Origin of the sequence: Pseudodesulfovibrio sp. lm2024 (genome assembly GCF_051175575.1) — a bacterium.
GTDB classification, from domain to species: domain Bacteria; phylum Desulfobacterota; class Desulfovibrionia; order Desulfovibrionales; family Desulfovibrionaceae; genus Pseudodesulfovibrio; species Pseudodesulfovibrio caledoniensis.
This window is the reverse complement of sequence record NZ_CP195092.1, coordinates 733552-757739: the sequence shown is the minus strand read 5'-3', so window position 1 is coordinate 757739 and position 24188 is coordinate 733552. Positions and strand designations below refer to the sequence as shown.

The 24188-nt window shown below is 65.3% G+C and carries 20 protein-coding genes; 10 read left to right on the top strand and 10 right to left on the bottom strand.

Going from position 1 to position 24188, the window contains the following annotated elements:
* A complete protein-coding gene (locus ACR42D_RS03405; RefSeq protein WP_484565461.1) occupies nucleotides 1-984 on the top strand; it encodes an ABC transporter permease in 984 nt (327 codons plus the stop codon).
* 92 nt (nucleotides 985-1076) lie between these two features.
* The gene (locus ACR42D_RS03400) at nucleotides 1077-2273 is read left to right on the top strand and encodes a hybrid sensor histidine kinase/response regulator (RefSeq protein ID WP_484565460.1); all 1197 of its coding nucleotides are present in this window, start codon (nucleotides 1077-1079) and stop codon (nucleotides 2271-2273) included.
* Here the strand turns inward: ACR42D_RS03400 and ACR42D_RS03395 are convergent.
* From ACR42D_RS03395 to ACR42D_RS03385, 3 genes are read right to left on the bottom strand one after another with little or no spacing between them, the layout of a single operon-like run.
* Nucleotides 2270-4219: a cache domain-containing protein gene (locus ACR42D_RS03395; RefSeq protein WP_484565459.1), complete on the bottom strand. Its 1950-nt coding sequence runs from the start codon at nucleotides 4217-4219 to the stop codon at nucleotides 2270-2272. The genes ACR42D_RS03400 and ACR42D_RS03395 overlap by 4 nt on opposite strands.
* 3 nt (nucleotides 4220-4222) lie before the next feature.
* Nucleotides 4223-5395: a TMAO reductase system periplasmic protein TorT gene (torT, locus tag ACR42D_RS03390; protein ID WP_484565458.1), complete on the bottom strand. Its 1173-nt coding sequence runs from the start codon at nucleotides 5393-5395 to the stop codon at nucleotides 4223-4225.
* Nucleotides 5392-8184: a PAS domain-containing hybrid sensor histidine kinase/response regulator gene (locus ACR42D_RS03385; RefSeq protein WP_484565457.1), complete on the bottom strand. Its 2793-nt coding sequence runs from the start codon at nucleotides 8182-8184 to the stop codon at nucleotides 5392-5394. The genes torT and ACR42D_RS03385 overlap by 4 nt, the downstream gene beginning before the upstream one ends.
* 221 nt (nucleotides 8185-8405) lie before the next feature.
* Here ACR42D_RS03385 and ACR42D_RS03380 point away from each other — a divergent pair, with 221 nt between their 5' ends.
* The 4 genes from ACR42D_RS03380 (at nucleotide 8406) to ACR42D_RS03365 (ending at nucleotide 12777) form a co-directional block, all read left to right on the top strand.
* Entirely contained in the window at nucleotides 8406-10241 is a 1836-nt protein-coding gene (locus ACR42D_RS03380; protein ID WP_484565456.1) for an SLC13 family permease, read from the top strand.
* 85 nt (nucleotides 10242-10326) lie between these two features.
* Nucleotides 10327-10806 (top strand): ATP-dependent zinc protease family protein, encoded by a 480-nt coding sequence (locus tag ACR42D_RS03375; protein ID WP_484565455.1) that lies wholly within the window; start codon nucleotides 10327-10329, stop codon nucleotides 10804-10806.
* 8 nt (nucleotides 10807-10814) lie between these two features.
* Complete coding sequence (gene rimK / locus ACR42D_RS03370; RefSeq protein ID WP_484565454.1) at nucleotides 10815-11720, top strand: 30S ribosomal protein S6--L-glutamate ligase; 906 nt, start codon at nucleotides 10815-10817, stop codon at nucleotides 11718-11720.
* 31 nt (nucleotides 11721-11751) lie between these two features.
* On the top strand, nucleotides 11752-12777 hold the full coding sequence (locus ACR42D_RS03365) for a succinylglutamate desuccinylase/aspartoacylase family protein (RefSeq protein ID WP_484565453.1): 1026 nt from the start codon (nucleotides 11752-11754) through the stop codon (nucleotides 12775-12777).
* A gap of 26 nt (nucleotides 12778-12803) precedes the next feature.
* On the opposite strand, the gene ACR42D_RS03360 is transcribed toward ACR42D_RS03365, so the two are convergent.
* Nucleotides 12804-12980 (bottom strand): PLDc N-terminal domain-containing protein, encoded by a 177-nt coding sequence (locus tag ACR42D_RS03360; protein WP_484565452.1) that lies wholly within the window; start codon nucleotides 12978-12980, stop codon nucleotides 12804-12806.
* Nucleotides 12981-13099: 119 nt separating this feature from the next.
* Nucleotides 13100-14173, bottom strand: coding sequence for a mechanosensitive ion channel family protein (locus ACR42D_RS03355; protein ID WP_484565451.1), 1074 nt, complete (start codon nucleotides 14171-14173; stop codon nucleotides 13100-13102).
* A 137-nt stretch (nucleotides 14174-14310) separates the two neighbouring features.
* On the opposite strand from ACR42D_RS03355, the gene corA reads away from it, so the two are divergent.
* From corA to ACR42D_RS03340, 3 genes are all read left to right on the top strand, one after another.
* On the top strand, nucleotides 14311-15375 hold the full coding sequence (corA, locus tag ACR42D_RS03350; RefSeq protein ID WP_484565450.1) for a magnesium/cobalt transporter CorA: 1065 nt from the start codon (nucleotides 14311-14313) through the stop codon (nucleotides 15373-15375).
* A gap of 22 nt (nucleotides 15376-15397) precedes the next feature.
* Nucleotides 15398-15682 carry a hypothetical protein gene (locus ACR42D_RS03345; RefSeq protein ID WP_484565449.1) on the top strand — a complete coding sequence of 95 codons (285 nt, stop codon included), beginning with the start codon at nucleotides 15398-15400 and terminating at the stop codon, nucleotides 15680-15682.
* Nucleotides 15683-15769: 87 nt separating this feature from the next.
* Nucleotides 15770-16372: a YceI family protein gene (locus ACR42D_RS03340; protein ID WP_484565448.1), complete on the top strand. Its 603-nt coding sequence runs from the start codon at nucleotides 15770-15772 to the stop codon at nucleotides 16370-16372.
* A gap of 540 nt (nucleotides 16373-16912) precedes the next feature.
* Here ACR42D_RS03340 and ACR42D_RS03335 read toward each other — a convergent pair.
* The 5 genes from ACR42D_RS03335 to ACR42D_RS03315 form a co-directional block, all read right to left on the bottom strand.
* Complete coding sequence (locus tag ACR42D_RS03335) at nucleotides 16913-19735, bottom strand: FAD-binding and (Fe-S)-binding domain-containing protein (protein ID WP_484565447.1); 2823 nt, start codon at nucleotides 19733-19735, stop codon at nucleotides 16913-16915.
* Between the two features lie 336 nt (nucleotides 19736-20071).
* Nucleotides 20072-20602, bottom strand: a complete 531-nt coding sequence (locus ACR42D_RS03330; RefSeq protein ID WP_484565446.1) for a DUF2087 domain-containing protein — start codon at nucleotides 20600-20602, stop codon at nucleotides 20072-20074.
* A gap of 352 nt (nucleotides 20603-20954) precedes the next feature.
* A complete protein-coding gene (locus ACR42D_RS03325; RefSeq protein ID WP_484565445.1) occupies nucleotides 20955-21626 on the bottom strand; it encodes a carbonic anhydrase in 672 nt (223 codons plus the stop codon).
* Between the two features lie 180 nt (nucleotides 21627-21806).
* Nucleotides 21807-22253: a CGGC domain-containing protein gene (locus ACR42D_RS03320; protein WP_484565444.1), complete on the bottom strand. Its 447-nt coding sequence runs from the start codon at nucleotides 22251-22253 to the stop codon at nucleotides 21807-21809.
* An 85-nt stretch (nucleotides 22254-22338) separates the two neighbouring features.
* Nucleotides 22339-23028, bottom strand: coding sequence for a FadR/GntR family transcriptional regulator (locus tag ACR42D_RS03315; RefSeq protein WP_484565443.1), 690 nt, complete (start codon nucleotides 23026-23028; stop codon nucleotides 22339-22341).
* Nucleotides 23029-23372: 344 nt separating this feature from the next.
* Here ACR42D_RS03315 and ACR42D_RS03310 point away from each other — a divergent pair, with 344 nt between their 5' ends.
* Complete coding sequence (locus ACR42D_RS03310) at nucleotides 23373-24173, top strand: transporter substrate-binding domain-containing protein (protein ID WP_484565442.1); 801 nt, start codon at nucleotides 23373-23375, stop codon at nucleotides 24171-24173.
* Nucleotides 24174-24188: the final 15 nt, after the last annotated feature.

Here is a 24188-nt window from a genome sequence, read left to right as displayed (position 1 = left end):
ATGGATACGTTCGCACTGACCATCGCCGCCATCCTCATGGCCGGAGCGCCGCTGGTGCTGGCCACCCTCGGCGAGACCCTGACCGAGAAGGCGGGCATCATCAACCTGTCCCTGGACGGCTCCATCCTGCTCTCGGCCATGGCAGCCTTCGCCTGCTCGGCCACCTTCGACTCCCCGTGGCTCGGCATGGCCGCGGGCGCGGCCGTGGGCGCGGCCATCGCAGGCGTGCTCGGCGTCATCGGTATCTTTCTCGGCCAGTCCCAGCTGGCCGTGGGCTTCATCCTGACCCTGCTGTCCCGCGACCTGGCCTACTTCCTGGGCCACAACTTCTCCCGCCAGCCCGGGCCGGACCTCGGCCTGTGGACCATCCCGGGCCTGGGCAAGGCGCCCTTCGTGGGGCTGATCTTCGGCTCCCAGTCCCCGGTGGTCTACCTGAGCCTGGCGGCCATCGCGTTCTGCTGGTGGTGGATGTACCGCACCGAGGGCGGCATGCGCCTGCGGGCCGTGGGCGAATCCCCGCGCGCGGCGTTCGGGCGCGGCATCCGCGTGCGGCTGGTGCGGCTGTACTACTGTCTGGCGGGCGGCGCTTTGGTGGGGCTGGCCGGGAGCGCCTATTCCCTGGCCGTGAAGCCCGGCTGGGGCAGGCCCCAGGGATGCGAGGGCGCGGGCTGGATCGCCCTGGCCATAGTCATCTTCGGCGGCTGGCACCCGGTGCGCACCGCGCTGGGCGCGTTTTTCTTCGCCGCCCTGCAGGTCTCGGGCATCTACCTCCAGGAGCTCTTCCCATCCATCCCGGCTCCGGTCTTCCAGGTGGCCCCCTTCCCGATGATGATCCTGACCCTGCTGGCCGTGAACATGGGCCGCATGGGCTGGGTCCAGGACATCGTCCGCCGCCACCCGCTCCTCAAGACCCTGTCCAGAAGCTGGTCCATCGAGGCGCCCGCCGCCCTGGGCCAGGACTTCGATCCCAAGAAAGGACTCTGACCCCCCTCGATTACTTTGCGGAGTCCCTTGCTCCGTGCAGGGAAATGCGGTAACTCCCTAATAGTCCCTGAATTCATGGAGCCCTGATGGTAATGAGCGAACGTCCCACCGTCCTGGTTGTCGACGACAACAGATTGAACATCGACCTGCTGGTGGATGTCCTCAAGGACGACTACAAGCTGCTGGTGGCGCTCAACGGGGTCACGGCCCTGGACATCGTGCGCAACGTGCTCCCGGACATCATCCTCCTGGACATCATGATGCCCGAGATGGACGGCTACGAGGTCTGCCGCAGGCTCAAGAGCGAGGAGCGGACCAGCCCGGTGCCGGTCATCTTCATCACCGCCAAGTCGCAGAGCGAGGACGAGGCCAAGGGGCTCGCCCTGGGGGCCGTGGACTACATCACCAAGCCGGTCAACCCGGCCATCGTCCAGGCCCGCATCCGAACCCATCTGGCCCTGTACAACCAGAACCGGGTGCTCGAGGAAAAGGTCCGCCAGCGGACGCTCGAACTGGAAAGGAGCAAGGAGAAGGCGGACGAGGCCAGCCGCGCCAAGTCGGCCTTCCTGGCCAACATCAGCCATGAGCTGCGCACCCCGCTCAACCACATCCTCGGACTGTCCAGCCTGCTGCTGGAGATCGACACCGACCCCGAGCGGCTGGAGCTGATCCGCCCGCTGCACGACGGGGCCGCCCAACTGGCCGGGCTGTTCGACCAGCTCCTGGACCTGACCATGCTCGAGTCCGACGCGGTCAGCATCGAGCACAAATTCTTCGATTTTCCCAAGGTCCTGTCGCGGCTGGCCGCCGTGTTCCACGCCTATGCCGTGAAAAAGGGAGTCGAGTTCGAGTTCATCGCCAACGGCGACCTGCCAGATACCCTGTACGGCGCGCCGCTCGAGACCTCCCAGGCCCTGAACAACATCCTGCTCAACGCCTTCCGCTACACCGAGAAGGGCAAGGTCACCCTGGACGTGCGCATCGACCCGGACCAATTCGCCGGGGCGGACCAGGACCGGGTCATGATCCGCTTCGCGGTCACGGACACGGGCGTGGGCATCCCGTCCGACCGGCTGGAGACCATCTTCCACAGCTTCGAGATCGGCGAAAAGGTCATGACCAAGCGGCTCTCCGGCCCGGGCGTGGGCCTGACCATCTCCAAGTACCTCGTCGAGAAGCTGGGCGGGAAGATCCGCGTGGAAAGCTCACTGGGCGAGGGCAGCACCTTCTTCGTCTCCCTGCCCTTCTCCCTGAACACCGAAGACAAGTCCCAGGCCGAACCGGCCTAATCCCCGTCCCGCGCCAGGGGGATGGTGAAGCGGAAGCAGCTTCCCTTTCCGAGCACCGAATCGACCACCAGACGGCTCTCGTAGTGGGCCACGATCCGGCGGCAGATGGACAGCCCCAGACCGGTGCCGAAGACGTTGGTGGACCGTTTGTTCTCATCCCTGCCCTGATAGAAGATGTCGAAGATCCGCTCCTGCTCGTCCCTGGAGATGCCCCGCCCGGTATCGCAGACCGAGAAGGACGCGCCCGCCTCGGTTTTGACCGCGGACAGGGTCACGCTGCCCGCCTCGGTGTTCTTGAAGGCGTTGCTGAGCAGGTTGATGAGCACCTGGTGTATCTTGTCCTCGTCGGCCCGGATGGCCATGGGCTCGGCCAGGGACTCGACCACCAGCTTCACGCCCGGCCGCTCGTCGTCCAGCGCGCCTGTGGCCTCGGCCGCGCGGCGCAGGACCCCGTCCACGGACAGGGTTTTGTCGCGCCACTCCATGCGCCCCGCCTCGATCTTGCTCAGGTCCAGGAGGTCGTTGACCAGGCGGCCCAGCCGGTCCGCCTCCACGCGGACGATATGCAGGTTCTTCTCGAACTTGCGCGCCTGCTGGCCCACCGGGTCCAGGGGCCCGAGCACGGGCATGAACCGGGTGCGGAAGCGTTTTTCCATGAGGTGCAGGAAGCCGATGATGGAGGTCAGCGGGGTGCGCAGCTCGTGGGAGGCCGAGGCCAGGAACATGGACTTGGCCCGGTCCATGGCGAGGAGCTCCTTCTCCGTCTCCCTGCGCCGGGCGATCTCGTTTTCCAGGTCCGCGCTGTAGGCGGTCAGCCGCTCCATGAAGGAGTTGAAGTACCCGGCCATGAGCCCCAGCTCGTCGCGCGAATGCTGCTCCATGCGCACGGAGAAATCCCCCTCGGCGGCCCGGGCGAAGTTCTCCTGGAGCCGGTCGATGGGCCGGGTGATCAGTGCGCCGATGCCGAACGAGACCGGGATCATCAGCAGCACGGCCACGGCCAGGGCCAGGAGCATGACGTAGCCGATGGAATCGAGCGGCTGCTGGAAGTCCTCGTAGTAGCTGGACGAGGCCACGATCCAGCCCAACTCCGGGATGTCCTTGAAATAGACCACCTTCTTCTTGAGCCCGGTCTCCCCCGGGTTGCGCCACAGGTAGTCGAAATGTCCGTTGCGCTCGTTGACAATGCGCTCGGCCACGCTGCTCATCCTCGGCGATTCGTAGTCGCTGTAGTGGACCCCGCGCAGATAGGGGTGGATCAACAGGTAGCCGTCGTGGTCCAGGACAAAGGGGTAGCCGGATCGGCCGGAGCGCAGTTCGAAGAACCGCTGGCGGAAATCCTCCACGTTGACGATCTGGGCGAATTCCTCGCGGTAGGCCGAGGCGGAGATGATCCAGTCCCACGGCTCGAAATAGGTCATGTACACGGCCTTGGAGCGGCTCCCGGCCTCCAGCGGCTCCTTCCACTCGTAGGTCATGAACCCGTCCTTGCGGCGGATCTGCTCGCGCACGAAGGACAGGCCGGACATGTCCACGCCCTCCAGGCTGCGCTTGTGGTGGACGACCATGATGCCCTGGCTGTTCAGGCAGTACACCCTGCCCTCGCGGCCGATGGTCATGCTCAGGAACGTCTCGCGGGCCCGGTCCCTGGCTTCAGCCTCGGTCAGCCGCCCGCGCTGGACCTGGCGGTCCAGGCTGCGGGCCTCGTCCAGACACTTCTCGGACACGGCCCGCATGTAGTTGCGGATGGACACGTCCACCGTGGCGCGGACCATGGTCCGCAACGCCTCGGTGGTCTTGGCCAGTTCGCTCTCGGTGCCGCGGCGCAGAAGGTCCCCGACCTGAGCGTGGATGAGCCCGCCCGCCACCAGGAAGATAACCAGGAAGGCTCCGGCGTAGGCCACGTACAGCTTGGTCCGTATGCGCGAGTCGCCCAGCCGGAACATGGCCTATTCCCCCGGGTCCATGTGGAAGACCGGATGGTAGTCGCGCGGCCCGAACAACCCCTCGTAAGGGTAGTTCGCGATATTTTCGGCGGTCACCATGGGAATGAACGGCCCGGCGCGAAAGGGGAAGTCCCTGCCCGGCACCTCGCCGTTGAAGATGCGGACCATCATGTCCACGGCCATGCGGCCCTGGAACACGTTCAGGTCGGCGGCCGCGGCCAGGACCTCGCCCCGGACGATGCGGTCGTAGAGAGAGGGCATGATGTAGGACGAGACCACCGCGACCCTGTCGGCCCGCTGCCGTTCCCTGAGGATATCGGCCGCGGCCTCGGCGGCCACGGCGTTGCCGATCACGTAGTTGACTTCCGGGTTCTCGTCCAGGCTCCGGCGGACCATCCGGGCCTGCTCCTCGCGCCCGGTGTCCCCCCAGCCCACGTCGACCACGTCCACCCGGCCCGGATAATACTCCATGGCCTCCATGAATCCGGCCAGGGTCTCCGGGGCCCAGCCCGCGTTCTTGGGACCCGGAAAAAAGGCCACGCGCAACGTGTCCAGCCCGGCCTTCTCCGCGTGCCCGGCCACGTATTCGCCCACCAGGTAGCCGACCTCGTGGAAGGAGACCAGGGCCTTGGCCGACACGGCCGGGGCGAGGATGTCGTTGATCACCTCCACCACCGGAATGCCCGCCTCGCGCAGCTCCTCGATGACCGGGTCCACGCCCTCGTAGTCCACGGCCGCGAGAAGGACCCCGTCCACACCGCCCTTGAGGTGGGCGCGCAGATGCTCGATCTGGCGGGCCCCCTCGTTGTATCCCCCGGCCACGGTCATGTGCACGCCCACGCCGAGCCGCCTCGCCTCGGCGATGATGCCGTAGTTCACGGCGATCCAGTAGGGGTCCTTGAGATGGGGAACGCACACGCCCACGGTGTACCGGCCCGAGGGCGCCCTGGGCGGGACCCACTCCTCGAGCCTGGGCCGGTTCAGGCTGATCGCGGCCTGGCCCGGCTTCTTGCGGCCCGGATCGTAGATGCCGTACCAACTCTTGACCTGGATGGGCCACCAGGGCGGCGGATCGTGCGCGCCGAACGACGGCGCGGCCGCCGCGAGCAGGGCCAGGATCAGCAGTCGGCACGCCCAGTGCCGGACGCCGCCGCGCCAGGCCCGATGCGGTCTCATGAGACGCTCCCCGGACAGACACGGGCCAGGGCCTGTTCCAGCTTTTCCCTTTCAATGGGCTTGACCACGTACCCGTCCATGCCCGCGTCGATGAACTTCTCGCGGTCCCCGACCATGGCGTAGGCGGTCACGGCCACAATGGGTATCCGGGCCGCCTCTTCCCCGGCCTCGCCCGCGCGGATGGCCCGTGCGGTCTCCACCCCGTCCATGACCGGCATCTGGATGTCCATGAGGATGACGTCGAAGTGGGCTGTGGGCAGGACCTTGAGGACCTGCTCGCCGTTCTCCACGGCGACCACGCTGTGCCCGCACTTCTCCAGGATGCGCTTCATGACCAGGCTGTTGACCCGCTCGTCCTCGGCCAGGAGGATGGACAGCGGACGGACCCGGGCAACGGGAACGCCCCGGACGCCATCCACCGCGCGCCCGCCTTCATCGCCGACGCCGAAGGGCAGGGACACGTACAGGGTGGTGCCCTTGCCCAGCTCGCTCTCTATGGCCATGGTCCCGCCCATGAGGCCGACCAGGTTCCGGCAGATGGACAGCCCGAGCCCGGCCCCCTGATGCTGGCGGGTGTACCCGTGGCTGACCTGGGTGAAGGCGTCGAACAGGACGTCGACCATCCCGTCCGGGATGCCCACGCCGGTGTCGGCCACGGTAAAGAGGATGCGGTACCCGTCCGGCGACGTGTCCGGCAGCCGGTGCGCGGACATGACGATCCTGCCCGAGGCCGTGAACTTGAAGGCGTTGCCCAACAGGTTGGTCAGGACCTGCTGGAGCCGGACCGCGTCGCCGACCACGCGGCGCGGGACGTTCTCTCCCAGCTCGCAGACCAGGGTGACCCCGGACTGGGTCGAGGTCAGCTTGAACAGGTCGCAGACCTGCTCGCAGGTCTCCACCAGGTCGAAGGGGGCGTTGTGCATCACCAGCTTGCCCGCCTCCACCCGGGACAGGTCCAGGATATCGGTCAGCAGGTTCAGTAGCCGCCGCGTGGACTGCAGCGCGGCCCCGGTGTACTCGGTCTGCTCCTCGCTCAGTCCGGTGGCCTGCATGAGCTGGAGCATGCCCATGATCCCGTTGAGCGGGGTCCGGATCTCGTGGCTCATGTTGGTCAGAAATTCCGTCTTGGACCGGCTGAACGCCTCGGCCTGCTCCTTGGCCTCCTGCAGGGCGTCCCGGTCCAGCTTGCGCTCGCTGAAGTCCTCCAGGGTGGCGATGACCTCGGTGGGCGAGTGGCCGGGATTCACGGGGTTGAACTGGATGTGCAGGTAGGCCTCCCTGTCGCCGGTCTCCGAGGCGTAGTAGTCCTCGTAGGCCGAGGGTTCGCCGTCCACGGCCGTGGCCAGGGCCCGGCTCATCTTGCGGTTGTTCATGCCCAGCATCTGGAAGCCGATCAGCGCGTCGCGCGAGGAGCCCATCATCTCCACGAAGCGGTCGTTGCAATCCAGGATGCGCCCTTCCCGGCCGATGCGGATCATGCCCAGGGGCGAGTTCTCGAAGATGACCCGGTGGCGGCGCTCGCTGTCCTTGAGCTTGTCCAGGATGCGCTTGCGCTCGGTGATGTCGCGGGCCACGCCGAGCACGCCGATGAGCTTGCCGTCGCTGTCGTAGAGCGGGGTCTTGATGGTCTCCAGGTACTCCACATGGCCGTCGTCGCGGTAGGTGACCTGCTCCTCGTTGACGCGCGGTTTGCCCGACTCCATGGCCGCGCGGTCGTGGCCGCGGAAGAACTCGGCCAGGTCGGCGTCCACGAAATCGAAGTCCGTGCGGCCGATGATCTCCGCCTCCTTGGCCCCGTACAACCGCTCGAAACGGTGGTTGCAGAACAGATAGACCCCGCCCACGTCCTTGACCCAGACCAGCTCGGGCATGGTCTCCATGAGGGTGCGCAGGTGGGCCATGTTGACCTTGAGCGCGCTGTTGGCCAGGTCGGCGGCCATCTTGGCCCGGCGCAGCTCCTCCTCGGCGACCTTGCGGGCGTGGATGTCCTGGAGGGTCCCGACCATGCGGACCGGACTCCTTTCACCGACGGACTCGGCCACCTTGCCCCGGTTCAAAACCCACTTCCAGTTGCCGTCCGAGGCCTTGATGCGGATCTCGTGTTCAAAGGCCCCCCGGCGCTCCACTGCACCCCACAGGGCCTTGTCGAGCGGTCCCCTGTCATTTGGATGGACCAGCTCCAACCAGGCCTGGTAGGTGCCGTCGATGGTGTTCGGGGGATAGCCCAGCAACGTGGTCAGCTGCGGGCTGACAAAGACCTCCCTGGTCTCGCAGTTGAGGTCCCAGACCGAGTCGTTGGCCGCGTCCAGGGCGAGCTTGAGCCGCTCCTCGCTGACCTGGACCGCTTCGCGCGCCTCCTCCTGGGCGGTCAGGTCGATGCCCAGGCTGGTCACGTCCTGCAGTGCGCCCTCGGCGTCCAGGCTCAGGACGCTGAACCAGGAAACGGTCCGCCGGGTCCCGTCGCGGGTGATGATGTCGTTCACGTGGCAGGAGTGCGGGCCCACGTCCTTGCGCTCCATGGTGGCCAGAAACAGCTCGCGGATTTCGTCGCGCAGGTCCTCGGGCAGGAAGGTCGTGAACCAGCTCTTCCCGCGCACCTCATCGAGGGTCCAGCCGGTCAGATCGAGCAGGTGGCGGTTGGCGAAGACCACACGCCCCCGCGTGTCCAGGCTCACGGCTATCTGGGGCACGTATTCGAGGACGTTGCGCCAGCGCCGTTCCGAATTCGAAAGCTCGGCCTCGAGTTCGGCGATGCGCCGTTCGCACTGCTCTAGGTTCTCGTATCCCACCTGTTCCTCCGAGGGTTGACCGGTCGTGAAAAGCGCAATAGGCACCTCCAAACTCACGTAGCATGAAAAGGGGAGAGACGGAATATGATTAGAATCCGCCGCCCGGTCCCGCTAAATCAAGCGCCAAAGCCCATTACCGGCCGCGCCGAAATGTGCTATACTGCCATCCAGCCCCGGAAGGCCGCCCTTCACCCTCAGCCTCGCGATGCGCAGGAACAGCCATGACCATTCCCCTCCCGCCCAATCCCCACGCCGTTGCCGTGCTTCTGCTCACGGGCCTGGCCCTGGTCCTGTTCAGCCGGGACAAGCTGCCCCTGGAGACCTCCAGCCTGGTCATCCTCGTCTGCCTGGCCGTGGGCTTCGAGGTCGCGCCCTTTACGGCGGACGGCGCGCGCCTGCGGGCCGTGGACTTCTTTCTCGGATTCGGCAACGAGGCCCTGGTCGCGGTCTGCGCGCTGATGATCGCGGGCCAGGGCATCCTGCGCACCGGCGCGCTCGACCCCGTGGGCCGTTCCCTGGCCCGGTTCTGGCGGGTCAGCCCGGGGTTCTCCCTGCTCCTGACCCTGCTGCTCGGCGGGTTCATCAGCGCCTTCATCAACAACGTGCCCGTGGTGGTCCTGCTCCTGCCGGTGCTCATCAGCGTGTCGCTCAAGACCGACACCCCGGCGGCCCGGGTGCTCATGCCCATGGGCTTCTCCACCCTGCTCGGCGGCACGACCACGACCATCGGCACCTCCACCAACCTCCTGGTGGTGGCCGTAGCCATGGAGATGGGGCTGGCCCCGTTCAGCATGTTCGACTTCGCCGTGCCGGCCGTGATCGCCGGATTGCTGGGCACGGCCTACCTCTGGCTCATCGCCCCGCGCCTGCTGCCCGACCGCAAGATATGCCTGACCGACGCCTCGCCCCGGATATTCACCGCCCACCTGGCCGTGACCGCGGACGGCCCCCTGGACGGCCAGCCCCTGCTCAAGGCCCTGGACATGACCGGCAACAAGATGAAGATCGACGCCCTGGAGCGGGGCGAGGGTAACAAGCTCATGCTCCTGCCCGACGTGACCCTGGCGCCCGGCGACCACCTGGTTGTCAGCGACACGCCGGAGAAACTCAAGGAATTCGAGCGGATACTGAGCGGCACCCTGTACCCGGTCGGGTCCGAAGACGAACCCATCAGCGAAGACAATCCCCTGCGCGAACCGGATCAGCAGATCTCCGAGATCGCCGTGTTCCAAGGGTCCAGGCTGCACGGAACGACCCTGAGCGACTACCATTTTTCCGAGCGCACCGGGCTCGTCGCCCTGGCCATCCACCGCTCCGGCAGGCGGTACGAGCGCATCGAGGACCACGTCAGCGACCTTCGGCTGCGCGTGGGCGACATCCTGCTCGTCCAGGGCCCGCGCCCGAGCATCGCCGACCTGAAGCGGAACACGGATTTCCTGGTCCTCGACTCGACCATGGACCTGCCCTACTCCAGCAAGGCCTCCCTGGCCCTGGCCATCATGCTGGGCGTGATCGTGGCCGCGGCCACAGGCGTGCTGCCCATCGCCATCAGCGCCACGGCCGGGGCCCTGCTCATGATCCTGACCGGTTGCCTGACTTGGCGCGACGCCACCCGGGCGCTCAGCGTCCAGGTCGTGCTCATCGTGGTCACCAGCCTCGCGCTGGGCATGGCCATGATCAAGACCGGCGGGGCCCAGTACCTCGGCTCGGTCTTCGTGGCCCTGTCCGGCGGCGCGCCGCCCGCCATGGTCCTAAGCGGCCTGATGCTGCTCATGGCCGGGCTGACCAACATCATCTCCAACAACGCCACGGCGGTCATCGGCACGCCCATCGCCGTGTCCATCGCCCGGCAGATGGGGCTGCCCGCCGAGCCCTTCGTCCTGGCCGTGCTCTTCGGGGCGAACATGAGCTACGCCACGCCCATGGCCTACAAGACCAACCTGCTGGTCATGAACGCGGGCGAATACGCCTTTTCCGACTTCCTCAAGGTGGGCGTGCCCCTGGTCCTGATCATGTGGGGGGCCTTCTCGTTCCTGTTGCCTTTCTTCTATATGTGACGCATTCTGGCGCATACGGGGGCTCCGCCCCCGCGCCGCAACCGGCCCGCGCCGTCAACCGGGCCGACAATCAACAACCAACGCCATGAAGAAACCCAAAGAACCGAAGATGATCATCGGCTGGCGGGAATGGGTCGGCCTGCCGGACCTGAACGTGCCCGCCGTCAAGGTCAAGGTGGACACCGGGGCCCGGACCTCGGCCCTGCACGCATTCGACGTCGTCCCCTTCGAGCGCGACGGTGTCCGCTACGTGTCCTTCAACGTCCACCCCCTGCAGGGCGACGACAATCTGGTCATCCCGTGCACGGCCCCGCTGCTGGACCGCAGAAAAGTCACCAATTCGGGTGGACAAAGCCAGAACCGCCATGTCATAGCCACCACCCTGCTTCTGGCCGGGCGGGCCTGGCCCATCGAACTGACCCTGACCAACCGGGACGAGATGAAGTTCCGCATGCTCCTCGGACGCAACGCCATGTCCGGGCGGCTGGTCGTGGACCCGTCCCTGTCCATGCAGGCCGGAAACGCCCCCGGCAAACGGGCGTACGCAAATCGGAACAAAGGATAACTGCCCATATGAAAATCATCATCCTCTCGCGCAAGGCCAGCCTGTATTCCACCACGGCCCTGGTCGAGGCCGCCAAGGCGCGCGGCCACGAGGTGGAGGTCATCAACCCCCTGCGCTGCTACATGAACATCACCTCCCACAGCCCGTCCATCCACTACAAGGGCGAGCCGGTGGAATCCGTGGACGCGGTCATCCCGCGCATCGGCGCGTCCATCACCTTCTTCGGCTGCGCCGTGGTCCGCCAGTTCGAGATGATGGGCGTGTACAGCATAAACGAGTCCATCGCCATCACCCGCTCCCGCGACAAGCTGCGCAGCCTGCAGCTGCTCTCGCGCAAGGGCATCGGGCTGCCGGTGACCGGCTTCGCCAGCTCCACCAAGTTCACCGGCGACCTCATCGACGTGGTCGGCGGCGCGCCCCTGGTGGTCAAGCTGCTGGAGGGCACCCAGGGCATCGGCGTGGTCCTGGCCGAGACCCGGCACGCTGCCGAGAGCGTCATCCAGGCCTTCCAGGGGCTCAACGCCAACATCCTGGTCCAGGAATACATCAAGGAAGCCCGTGGCTCGGACATCCGCTGCCTGGTGGTCGGCGGCAAGGTGGTCGCGGCCATGCGGCGCACGGCGGGCAAGGGCGAGTTCCGCTCCAACATCCATCGCGGAGGGAGCGCCGAGCCGGTCAAGATCACCCCGGAGGAGCGCTCCACCGCGGTCCGGGCCGCCCGGATCATGGGGCTGAACGTCTGCGGCGTGGACCTGTTGCGCTCCAACCACGGCCCGGTGGTCATGGAGGTCAACTCCTCCCCCGGCCTGGAGGGCATCGAAAAGGCCACGGGCATCGACATCTCGGACAAGATCATCGAGTTCATCGAGAAGAACGCCAAGCCCGGCAAGACCAAGACGCGCGGCAAGGGCTAGCCCCGGCGCAGCCACGCGAAAGGACCGTCACATGACCAGAGCGTCCGTCACCATCGGGGGCCAGAAAGTGGCCCCGGGCAGCCACGCCACGGTGCTCCTGCCCGTGCCCGACACCTTCCTGCGCCAGGGCTCGGCCATGCCGGTCCACGTCTTCCACGGCAGGCGCGAAGGCCCTGCCCTGTTCGTGTGCGCGGCCATCCACGGCGACGAGCTCAACGGCGTGGAGATCATCCGGCGGCTGCTGCGCCTGAAGAGACTGAACCAGCTGGCCGGAACGCTCTACGCCATCCCCATCGTGAACATCTACGGGTTCATGGCCAACACGCGCTATCTGCCGGACCGCCGCGACCTGAACCGGTTCTTCCCCGGCAAGGAGGGCGGGTCCCTGGCCTCGGAGCTGGCCTCGGTCTTCTTCGAGAATGTGGTCAGGAAATGCGGCTACGGCATCGACCTGCACACCGGCTCCAACCACCGCCGGAACCTGCCGCATATCCGGGGCGACATGGAGGACCCGGCGGTCCTGTCCATGGCCGAGGCCTTCGGCGCGCCCCTGGCCCTGGACCTGTCCGGCATGGAGGGCTCCCTGCGCGCGGCGGCCAAGGAGAGCGGCGTACGCGTCCTGCTCTTCGAGGCGGGCGAGCCCCTGCGCTTCGACGAGTTCTCCATCCGCGCAGGCCTGCGCGGCATAACCTCGGTGTTGGAATCGCTGAACATGCTCCCGGCGGGCAAACGCAGACGCAGGCAGGTCCCGCTGCAGATCGCCACGGACCGGGCCTGGTGCCGGGCCCCGGCCAGCGGGCTGTTCCGGGCCGTGGCCAAACTCGGCCAGCACGTCGGGCAGGGCGAGGTCCTGGGGACCATCCACGACCCGTTCGGCGGCCGGTCCACGGACCTGGTCGCGCCCCGGGACGGGGTGATCATCGGCGACCAGTCCCTGGCCTCGGTCTACAAGGGCGACGCGGTCATGCACATCGCCCGGTTCGACGCGCCACGCCAGGCGCAGGCCTCGGTGGACGAATATTCGGAAATGGTCATGGACGCCAGGGTGGCGCGCTGACCCGAAAGAGATTCAATGCGCGGGGCCTAGCCCTTGGGGCCCATCAGGAACCAGAACAGGAACCCGAGCACCGGGAAGAGCAGCACCAGCACTACCCACAGGACCTTGCCGCCGGTGCCCGCCGAGCTCTGGAAAATCTTGACCAGCGCATAGACGTCCAGCACCAGAACGACCAGTCCGAGCAATCCGCCAAATCCCGTCATAACAATCCACTCCAGCGTTCGAATGAGCGTTCGGTCGCCCTTCTCCGAGCCGTTCTCCAAGAAAGACGATATCCTACCTTAACATGTTTTCATCCCGGCGCACAACGTGGAATCCATGATCACGACTCCCCTTCACGCCCCCGGCCGCCCTCCTGCAGCAACACGCGGCGCTTGGGCAGACACTCGGGACAATGCTCGTTGAGGTAGGTGATCAGCCCCTCGCGTACCAGGCAGCGCAGGTCCCACGCCCTGGACGCGTCCGGCGCGCTGACGATGGCCCGCAGGGTCATGGACTCCGCTCCGGCGTCGGTCACCTGGAGCACGCAGGTCTTGCCGTTCCACAACGCACCGGCCCCCTCGCACAGCCGGGTCAGCTCGGCGCGCAGCGGTTCCAGCGGGGTGGCGTAGTCCACCTGCAAGAAGACCGAACCGATGATCTCGGCCGACTTCTTGGTCCAGTTCTGGAACACGGTCTCGGTGAAATAGGTGATCGGCACCACCAGGCGGCGCATGTCCCACAGCCGGACCACCACGTAGGTGAAGGTGATCTCCTCGATGCGCCCCCACTCGCCCTCGACGATGACCACGTCGTCCAGATTGATGGGGTGGGCCAGGGCGATCTGGATGCCAGCGATGATCGACCCGAAGGTCTTCTGGGCCGAAATGCCGAGCACGATGCTGAGTACGCCGGCGGAGGCCAGCATGGTCCCGCCCAGCAAACGGAAGCGCTCGAACTGCATGAGGATGGCGGCCGCCGCCGCGAACCAGATCATGATCACGATGATCCGGTTCAGGATGCGCACCTTGGTCTGGACCTCGCGTGCGCCCAGGTTATCCTCCTTGTCCATGTCGTAGCGCCAGCGGACCAGGCCGGTCAGGGCCGACATGACCAGGGTCGCGGCCCAGGCCGCCAAGAGGACCCAGGCCGTGTTCATGGTTGTCACCGCCGGGCCGGACCAGCCAGGCGGCAGCTGGGACGGCGCGGCCAGGATGGACAGGGCCACGACCGAGGCGAAAACGGACAGAAACAGGACCACCCGCCGCTTCATGGACCGCGACAACAGCTCGCGCAGATCGTGCCATCGCCGAGCCTTGCCGCCCTTGAGCAGGCGGATCAGCGTGAACGCGCCCACGCCGACCACCAGAGCCAGAAGAATCCTGATGAGCCAACCGGCCGTATACGTAGAATCCATGCAAAAACTCCCTTGATGACTTTTCCGTGCAAAAACGGTTTCATCCGTTGTCGATACGATATATCATATATGGAGTTTCCGGCAACGGCGGTGTAAGCGGCGGACCTTGCCGCCACAGGGACAAACCGGAGAAGCACATGGCCCGATTCCTGAAAAAATACGACAAGACCGCAGGCAAGCCGCCGGGTTCGCTCATCTTCGTCGGCCAGCAAAAGACCGACGCGCCCCGCCTGCGGATCATCGACTACGACCAGGACACCCTGCGCGACGAGACCGTCTCCGACGCGGACGCGCTCGCCCCATGCCTGACCAGCAAGACCTCCTCCTGGCTCAACGTGGACGGCCTCCACGTGCCCGAGGTCATGGAGCGCGTGGGCAAGGCGTTTTCCATCTCGCCGCTCATCCTCGAGGACATCGTCAACACCGGCCATCGGCCCAAGATGGAAGAGTCCCCGGAAATGGTCTTCATCACCCTGAAGATGCTCTCCATCAACGAGGACCACGACCGCATCCTTTCCGAGCAGCTCTCCTGCGTGCTCACCGGGCGCTGTCTGGTCACCTTCCAGGAACAGCCCGGCGACGTTTTCGAGCCCGTGCGCGAACGTATCCGCCGCAAATCCGGCAGGTTGCGCCAGCGCGGCCCGGACTACCTGCTCTACGCCCTGCTCGACTGCGTTTTCGAAAACTACCTCAAGGTCGTCGAGATTCTGGGCGACCGCATCGAGGCCTTTGACGAGGACCTCCTGGACGCGCCCACCCCGGAACTGCTCGAAGAGATCAACGTATACCGCCGCGAGATGGCCTTCGTGCGCCGGGCCGTGCGCCCGGCCCGGGAGATAGCCCTCAAGCTGGCCAAGACCGAGAACGAACTGGTCACCGACGAGATCAACCCGTACCTGCGCGATCTCGAGGACCTGGCCGAGCAGGTGACCGAGGCCGTGGAGATATACCGCGAAATGCTCAACGACCACCTGAACAGCTACAACATGGCCGTGGCCAACCGGCTCAACGACGTGATGAAGTTTTTGACCGTCTTCGCCACCATCTTCATCCCCCTGTCCTTCCTGGCCGGGGTCTACGGCATGAACTTCGACTTCATGCCCGAGTTGAAGCTGCGCTACGGCTACTTCATCCTTCTCGGGGGCATGACCTGCGTGGCCGTGGGCATGCTCCTGTATTTCAAGAAACGAAAATGGATCTAGTCCACCCGACAAGGAGGCCCTTATGGAAAAAAGCCCGTCCCCCATGGCTCAGCCCAAGCCCGGCATGACCACCTGGCAGAAAATCCGCCTCGGCGCCATCGGCGCGCTGGTCGTCCTGTGGATCGTCTTCCTGCTCCAGAACACCGAACAGACCCAGGTCTCGTTCCTGTGGTTCACCTTCGCCACCTCGCGCATCCTGCTCCTGCTCGGCACCCTGCTCATTGGCGCGATCTTCGGCGCACTGCTGACCTACCGGCTGTGCGTCAAAAGCAAAAAGTCGCAGCCCAAGCCGCCGCCGTTCTCCTGATTGTCCCGTTCGCGCTTGCGGTTCCCGGAAAACAGATTATCTTCATAAGAACGGACCAACGAGTATGACAACCCGAGGATACTGACCATGACACAGACCAAACTCCAGCGCGCACTGTTCGCGTCCGCAGCCCTGCTGCTGATCCTGACCCTGGCCGCCACGGCCAACGCCCAGACCTGGAAGGTGGACACGGACCACTCCGCCGCCCACTTCTCCATCCGGCATATGATGATCGCCCAAGTGCGCGGCATGTTCCCGGCCGTGACCGGCACCATCGACTTCGAGCAGGACAAGCCCACCGCCTTGGACATCACCATCGACGTGAACAGCATCGATACCGGGGTCGAGGCGCGTGACGCCCATCTCAAGAGCGGCGACTTCTTCGCGGCCGAAATCCACCCGACCATGACCTTCAAGAGCACCCGGGTCTTCCCGGCCGACAAGGGGTTCACCGTGGCGGGCGTCCTGACCATCAAGGGCACCTCCCACGATGTGGAACTGACCGTCACCGGCCTCGACGACCCGCGCGTCGACCCCTGGGGCAATACCCGCAAAGGGGCCACCGCCCTGTTCTCCATCGACCGCCGCGACTACGGCGTGGACTGGAACGCCCCCCTGGACGGCGGCGGCTTCATGGTCGGCAATACGGTCAACATAGCCGTCGACCTCGAAGCCATCCAACCCAAGTAGACAACGACAATCAAAAAGGACCCGGCGCTGGTGCGCCGGGTCCTTTTTTTTGTCGCCTCCGGCGGCCGGGGGAAGGGGGAAAGGAAACCCTTTGAAAAGGGCTTTCCTTTCCCCCTTCCCCCGGACCCCCATCCCCCTTTCCTTCCTAAACTTTTTGTTACCGCTTCGCGGGGGAATGAAACGGAGAAGCCTTCATAGGCTCCCCATCACTTCCAAAACAAACCCCCGCGATTTCGGGCGGAAAAAACGGCGTGCTTCTTCACGCGAAAAAGCACGCCGTCCGATCCGTTTTTTCCGCCCGAAATCGCCCACCGGCACGGCGGAAGGCGACCAAGGCCAAGCCTTCCGCCGCCGCACGCTTCCGAGCGCAGCGAGGCGATGGGGGTCCAGGGGGCCTTGCTCCCTGGCGGGTGCAGGGCAGCGCCCTGCCCGATCGCTGCTGTCCTCATCCGTAGGGCTCGAAGACTCGCCAACGGCTGAGGCTCGGAGACGCCCGCCCGGCGAGGGCCCGCCGGAGGCATCCCCTCCCCCGCCGCTCCGCTACTCCGCCCGCTTCGGCCAGCTGGCCTCGTCGAGCAGGAAGACGATATTCTTGTACGGCACCTTGCCGTGCAGGGACAGGCCGATCTCGCAGGTTCGCGAGGTGGAGTAGCCGATGGTGCAGCCGTCGAGCTGCTTGCGCAGGTCCTTGAGCGCGGCCTGGTTCAACTCGGGGTAGTTGAAGCCCCGGTCTCCGGCGAAGCCGCAGCAGAAGACCTCCTCGGGCACGACCACTTCGCGGGCGCACCGGCGGACCAGGGCCTCCATGGACTCGGCCAGGCCCATCTTGCGCGACGAGCAGGTTATGTGCAGGGCGACCTTGCGGTTGACAGGGGTGAACTCCAGCTTGTCGGCCAGGAACTGGACCGCGAACTCCACGGGCTCATAGAGCTTGAGGCCCTTGATGTGCTCCTTCATGCGGTACAGGCATGGGCTGGTGTCGCAGAGGATGGGCAGTTCGCCGCCGTTTGAAGCCGCGCGCAGGGCGCATTCAAGCTCCCGGAGCTTGGCGTCGCCCTGCTTGATGAACCCCTTGGATTCCCAGGGCTGGCCGCAGCACAGCTTGGTCATGTCGGCCGGGTAGACGACCTCGTAGCCCGCCTTGGCCAGCAGGCTCAGGGTGCGGTCGCGGATGGCGGTCTTGTCCGGGTCGCGCTTTTCCGGACCCATGTGCCGGGCCACGCAGCTGGGGAAGTAGACCACGCGGTTGCCGGTGGCCGGGGTCTTGAGACGCGCGGGCGTGGCGGCGCGGGGCATGGAGGTGTTCCAGCGGGGGACGTGCTTGCCCGTGCCCTTGTGCAGACCGCTTGCCACGGCGTCCATGATGCGGTCGCCGAGCACGTCCTGGGCCGCCCCGGCCACGCGCAGCGCGCCGGACACGGCGTGGATGGTCATGCCCGTGGTGTTGGCCGTGAAGGTGGCCGCGGCGTTGGCCCAGCGGCCGTGTCCCCAGGCGCGGTACTGCTTGATGAACTTGCCGGTGTCGATGGCCACGGGACAGCGGGCGGAGCACAGGCCGTCGGCCGCGCAGGTGGCTTCGCCGTCGTAGTCGTAGCTGTCGTGGAAGGCCCGCTTGGTCTCGGCCGCGTCGCCCGCCTGTTCCTGGCGGGAGATTTCGCGGTAGGCCACGATGCGTTGGCGCGGGGTCAGGGTCAGGGTGCGCGACGGACAGACCGGCTCGCAGAAGCCGCACTCGATGCAGCGGTCGACCATGTCGTCGGCCACGGGCAACGGCTTGAGGTCCTTGAGGTGGGCGCGCGGGTCGTCGTTGATGATCACGCCGGGGTTGAGCAGCCCCCTGGGGTCGAAGAGCGTTTTGATCTCGCGCATGAGGGCGAAGGCGTCGCGGCCCCATTCGAGTTCCACGAAATGGGCCATGTTCCGGCCGGTGCCGTGCTCGGCCTTGAGCGAACCCTGGTACTTGTTGGCGACCATGTCGGTGACGTCGTTCATGAACGCCTCGTAGCGGTCGATCTCGGCCTGCACGTTGAAGTCCTGGGTGAAGACGAAGTGCAGGTTGCCCTCCAGCGCGTGGCCGAAGATGATCGCCTTGTCGTAGCCGTGCTCGCGGAAGAGCTCCTGGAGGTCCAGAGCGCCGTCGGCCAGGGACTCGATGGGGAAGGCCACGTCCTCGATGATGACCGTGGTGCCCGCCTCGCGCACCGCGCCCACGGCCGGGAAGAGGCCCTTGCGCACGTTCCACAGCTTGCCGAACTCGGCCGGGATGTCCGTGAACTTGTGCGGTTCGAGCGGCTCGATGTCCTTGATGATCTCCTTGACGTCGGCGATTTTCTTCCGGAGTTCGTCGGCGGTCCCGGCGCGGACCTCGACCAACAGGGCGCAGGCGTCCGGGCCGAGCTTGTCGAGCCCTTCGGGCATGCCCGGCTTGTCCTGGACCGAGGCGATGGACGCGCGGTCCATGATCTCGGCGGCGGACACGGCCCCGCCGCGCAGGGCGGTGGCGGCCCGGCAGGCCGAGCGCACGTCCGGGAAACGCATCAGGGCCGAGGCCTTATGCGGGTGTTCGACCACGGTGTTGTAGACGACCTTGGAGATGAACGCGAGGGTCCCTTCGCTGCCCACCAGGAGGTGCTGCAGGATCTCGAACGGGTCCTCGAAGTCCACGATGGCGTTCAGGCTGTAGCCGGTGGTGTTCTTGATCTTGAACTTGTGGCGGATGCGCTCGGCCAGGGCCTGGTTTTCCAGGACCTTGGCGCGCATCCCGGACAGGCCGTCCAGGATATGCTTATGACTCCGGGCAAAGGCGTCGCGGCTTAAGGGATCGCCGGTGTCGAGCGTGGTGCCGTCCACCAGAACCAGCCGCATGGAGTGCAGGGTCTTGTAGGAGTTCTCGGCCACGCCGCAGCACATGCCCGAGGCGTTGTTGGCCACGATGCCGCCGATCTTGCAGGTGTCGATGGAGGCGGGATCCGGGCCGATCTTCTTGCCGTGCGGGGCCAGGTATTTGTTGGCTTGGCTGCCGATGATGCCCGGCTCCAATTCGATCTTGGCCGCGCCGTCGAAAATACGATAGTGCCGCCAGCCGTCGCCCAACCGGATGAGCACCGAGTCGCTGATGGCCTGGCCGGACAGGCTGGTCCCGGCCGCGCGGAAGGTCACGGGCACCTGATGGGCGTTGACCACGGCCAGAATGCGGATCACCTCGTCCTCGCTGTCCGTGTCGACCACGATCTTGGGGATGAGCCGGTAGAAACTGGCGTCCGTGCCGTAGGCCAGGGTGCGCAGGGGGTCGGTATAGACCCGGTCCTTGGGCAGGAAGGCCAGCAATTCCTTATGAATTTGATCATATGGGGCGGTGAGCATTCGATATCTCCTTGGTATGAAACCCGGGCCGGACGGCCCGAAGGAAAAACCTACCATGATTATCCTTATCACTACAACCCGGCGCCATTATTTTCCCTCCCGTTACGCAAAACGCACACCCGCGCCGAAGGCGCAATAGCGGGATGCAAGGGCGCGAGTCCTATCGCTGCTGTCGCCATCTCTAAAGCTCGAAGACTCGCTAAGGGCTGGGGCTGCCCGCCGGAGGCGAAATCATCTATTCATTGCCGCGCAGCGGCTTACCCTTCCTGATTTTTCCTCAAAAAAAGACCCCGGCCTAACAGCCGGGGTCCATTGTTAATCGTGACGCGAAAGCGGTCAGCGCAGTTGGCGGAAGACCTCCACGGCCTCGGCGGGCGGCGGGGTTTCCATGCGCCGGTAGCGGCGGCCGTCGCTGGTCCGCTCGACCATGTGGTGGTCGGCCAGCTCGCGCCTGAGCAAGGCGTGGTCCTCGAACAGGTGTTGCTGTTCGAGCAGTTCGCTGATCTCGCATTCGTTGTAGTCCCGGCGCGGCGCGATGCGGGACCACATGACCCACAGGCAGAGCAGCCGCTCGGAGTACTTCTTGGGCCAGCGCGTCAGGTAGCCCTGCTCGTCGAACAGGCGGACCACCTTCTTGACGCGTTTGAGGTTGACCTCGGCGGTCCGCGTCTCGGGCGGTTCCACGGCCTGACGGGCGTCGAACTCGGCCTTGAAGTGCTGGAAGTTGCGAAAGCCTTCGGCCTTGACGAGCATGTTGAGCATCTCGACATGGCCGGGCACGGTCTCGGCGTCCTGGAGCTTGCGCCGCAGGGTGCGCGCCAATGCGGAGACATCCCCCGCGTAAAAGGGCATGGGAACTTTGGACATGACATATCCTCGCTTGCGCGCCTGTCGCGGATAAGGGACTGCCGGTGGTCGCCGACTTCCGACCCGGCACGCTGCAAGGTGTCGAATGGAAAGGATATGATGGCAGGTTTAGCTCCCCGGAAACGGGGCGGCGACGCCTGGGTGAACTGCCGACCAAGCCCGTGTATACGCCGGATCGATACGGCGCGCAAGAGGGAGCGGCCTGTGCTTTTTCGGGAAAGTCAGGATAGGAAAGCCGCTGCGCGGCGGATGTTGGATGACTTCGCCTCCGGCGGGCAAGGACTCGCGCCCTTGCATCCCGCTATTGCGCCTTCGGCGCGAGCTTTTACCGCTTCGCGAGCGGAGTTGCTCCCTACTCCGGCTCGTCCTCCTGTTCTCTTTTGAGGACCGGGCAGCACATGCTCAAGGGTTCGAAGGTCTCGGTCTCGCGCATGTAGCTGAGCAGTTGGCCCGACTCCATCTCGAAATACCAGCCGTGCAGGCTGAGCTTGCCCGCGTCCACCCGCTCCTTGATCCAGGGAAAGGTCGTCAGATTGCGCACCGAGCGCAGGATGCCCGCCATCTCGCAGGCGGTGCAGGCCTTCTTGTTGACCTCGCCGAAGTGGTCCACGACCTCCTCGCGCACCGGACGCATGACCGACAGCCACTTGTACAAAAACTCGGTGTGCCGCACCTTGTCGTCGTGCATCAGAGCGTCGATGCCGCCACACAGGGAGTGGCCGAGCACGATGAGATGCTCCACCTTGAGGACTTGGACCGCGTACTCGATGGCCGAGGACACGCCGTGGAAACCCTCGTCGCTCTCGTACGGCGGGACGATGTTGGCCACGTTGCGGACCACGAAGATGTCGCCCGGCTCGCACTGCATGATGAACGACGGATCGGTCCGCGAATCGCTGCACGCGATGACCATGGTTGTCGGGTTCTGCCCCTTGAGCAAAATCTCGAACGGGGCGTCCTCACGGCTGAAATACTCTTTTCGGAAATTCCGGAAACCGGCAATGAACTTCTGTATGTCTTTCATGGGACTTTTCACCTCCTTGGATGTGGGCGGGAACCTGGCTCCCGTTCCTCTTCAAGTAGAGGATTTCCTTGCGGGAGGCAATGCGCCCCACCCCCCTTCCTGCGGATAAAAGCCCGTAAAAACAGGCGGGACACCGGCCGAAACCGGTGCCCCCCGAAAGCGTTCCTCCGGTGACCCGGGCTAGTCGTACGCCTTGCGCATGGCCTTGTCCGCCATGGCCGGGGCCAGGACGGTCAGCCACTGCTCGCCATCCCAGGACCCCAGGCGGGTATGGGTGTCGAAGTAGTTCTGCGGGATGGGATGGGTGCCGACAACCACCTCGATCCCGTAGCGGCCTTCCAAGAATTTCTTGAAAGTCTCGATGTGCGGGCACGGGGGATAGCCGACCAGCAGGCCGGTGGCCAGGTGGATGACCTGGACCCCATTCTTGACCATCTCGTCGCCCAGATACTCCACGTTACCGCCCGGACAGCCCGCGCAGGTGGTGTAGCCGACCAGTTGCACGTCCTTTCCCTCGTAACGGGAGAACGCGCCTTCACGATTATTCAGCGCCCGCAGGCATTTGCCCCCGGCGCAACGCCGATAGCGGTCGCATATGACGATGCCGATCTTGGTTGGATTGCTCATGGCAACTCCTTTGGCCGGGTGCGCCGGCCAGGGTTTCGGACAGGACTCCGCCAGGAGAAAGGGGAAATTTCGTCATGAAGAGGGACTACTCGACCAGCTCGACTCCGGCCCGCTCGGCCACGCCGCGCACGTGCTTCTCCATGGCCTTGTGCGCTTCCGCCGAACGTCCGGCCATTATGTGGCCCATGATCTCCTCGTGCTCGCGCACCGTGTCGTGCACGCTGTCGTCCAGAACCAGCGGGAGCGTCTGGCTCTCGAAGAATATGCCCAGAAACGGAGTGATGGCCTCGGTGAAAAACCGGTTGTTGGCCGCCTCGATCATATGGGAATGGAAGGCGAAGTCGAGCCGGGAGAACTCGGTCAGGTCCCGGGACTCCAGGGCCGTGCGCATGGCCGCCACGACCACTCCCATGTCGTGCTTCTGGGCCGCCGTGGCGTTGACCGCCACCAGCCCGGCGATGGCCGGTTCGATGGCGTAGCGGAACTGGTACATCTGGGATTCGCGGCCGGACAGGACCGAAGGATTGGCCATCGCGCGGGGCGTGCCGACGCCCGCGCCCGCCATTGCGCCGTCCAACAGGAACGCCCCCTTGCCGGGCTTGATCTCCACCCGGCCCATGGTCTCCAAGGCCACCAGCGCCTCGCGCACCGTGGGCCTGCTGAAACCCAGCTCCTCGGCCAGGGTCCGCTGGGAGGGCAACTGGAAACCGCCGGGCCAACCGTTTTCGGCGATCATAGTCTGAATGCTCTCGACCGCCTCGTCCGACCGCGACATGCGACCGGCCCCCTTTACATATGATGCGCTCATACCCTTATCGACCTTTCCTGAACCGAAACTACATTCTCGTACGGGCCGGACCGTCCGGCCAACTGGTCTTACCAGCTCTCGATTCAATCTAAACCACAGCCCGCCGCTTTTTGTCCACTTATTTTTTTGAGGCACATTTTTGTACTGTTTACGTCTTGTTTTAACTATTTTGTAAATTTTGAAAGAATTTCACGGAGATTAATTTTTAACATTGACAATATCCGCAATCTGTACCACCACGGATTTACCGGTCTGACCTGATGGTCAAAACGGTTTACCACTGAACGCATTCAACCGGAGAGAAGAGAGAGATGAAAACCGCAATCCGCATCTGCCGCACGCTGGCGCTGGCCCTGGCCCTGGCCATGGTCCTGCTGGCCGCCCCGGCCCTGGCCGCCGACGGCGCCCTGACCCGCATCAAGGCTGCCGGCGTCCTCAAGGTCGCCGTTCCCCAGGATTTCCCGCCGTTCGGCTCCGTGGGCCCGGACATGCAGCCCATCGGCTACGACATCGACATGGCCCGGCTGATCGCCTCCAAGCTCGGCGTCAAGACCGAGCTGGTCCCGGTGACCAGCACCAACCGCATCCCCTACCTGACCACCGGCAAGGTGGACCTGGTCATCTCCTCGCTGGGCAAGAACCCCAAGCGCGCGGCGGTGATCGACTTCTCCGAGGCCTACGCGCCCTTCTTCAACGGCGTGTTCGGCACGGCCGACGAGAAGGTCGGCGGCGCGGCCGACCTGGCCGACAAGACCGTGGCCGTGACCCGCGGCTCCATCGAGGATCTGGAGCTGACCAAGATCGCGCCCGAATCCACGACCATCAAGCGGTTCGAGGACAACAGCTCGACCATCTCCGCCTACCAGTCCGGCCAGGTGGACCTGGTCGCCACCGGCAATGTGGTGGCCGCCTCCATCAACGACAAGAAGCCGGCCAAGCCGCTGCTGACCAAGTTCATGATCAAGAATTCGCCCTGCTACGTGGGCCTGAACAAGGAAGAGCCCGAGCTCATGGCCGAGGTCAACGCCATAATCGAGAGCGCCAAGAAGGACGGCTCCCTCGGCGCCATCGCCGAGAAGTGGCTGCACAACCCCCTGCCCGCCAACCTGTAGAAATCCACGGGGCGG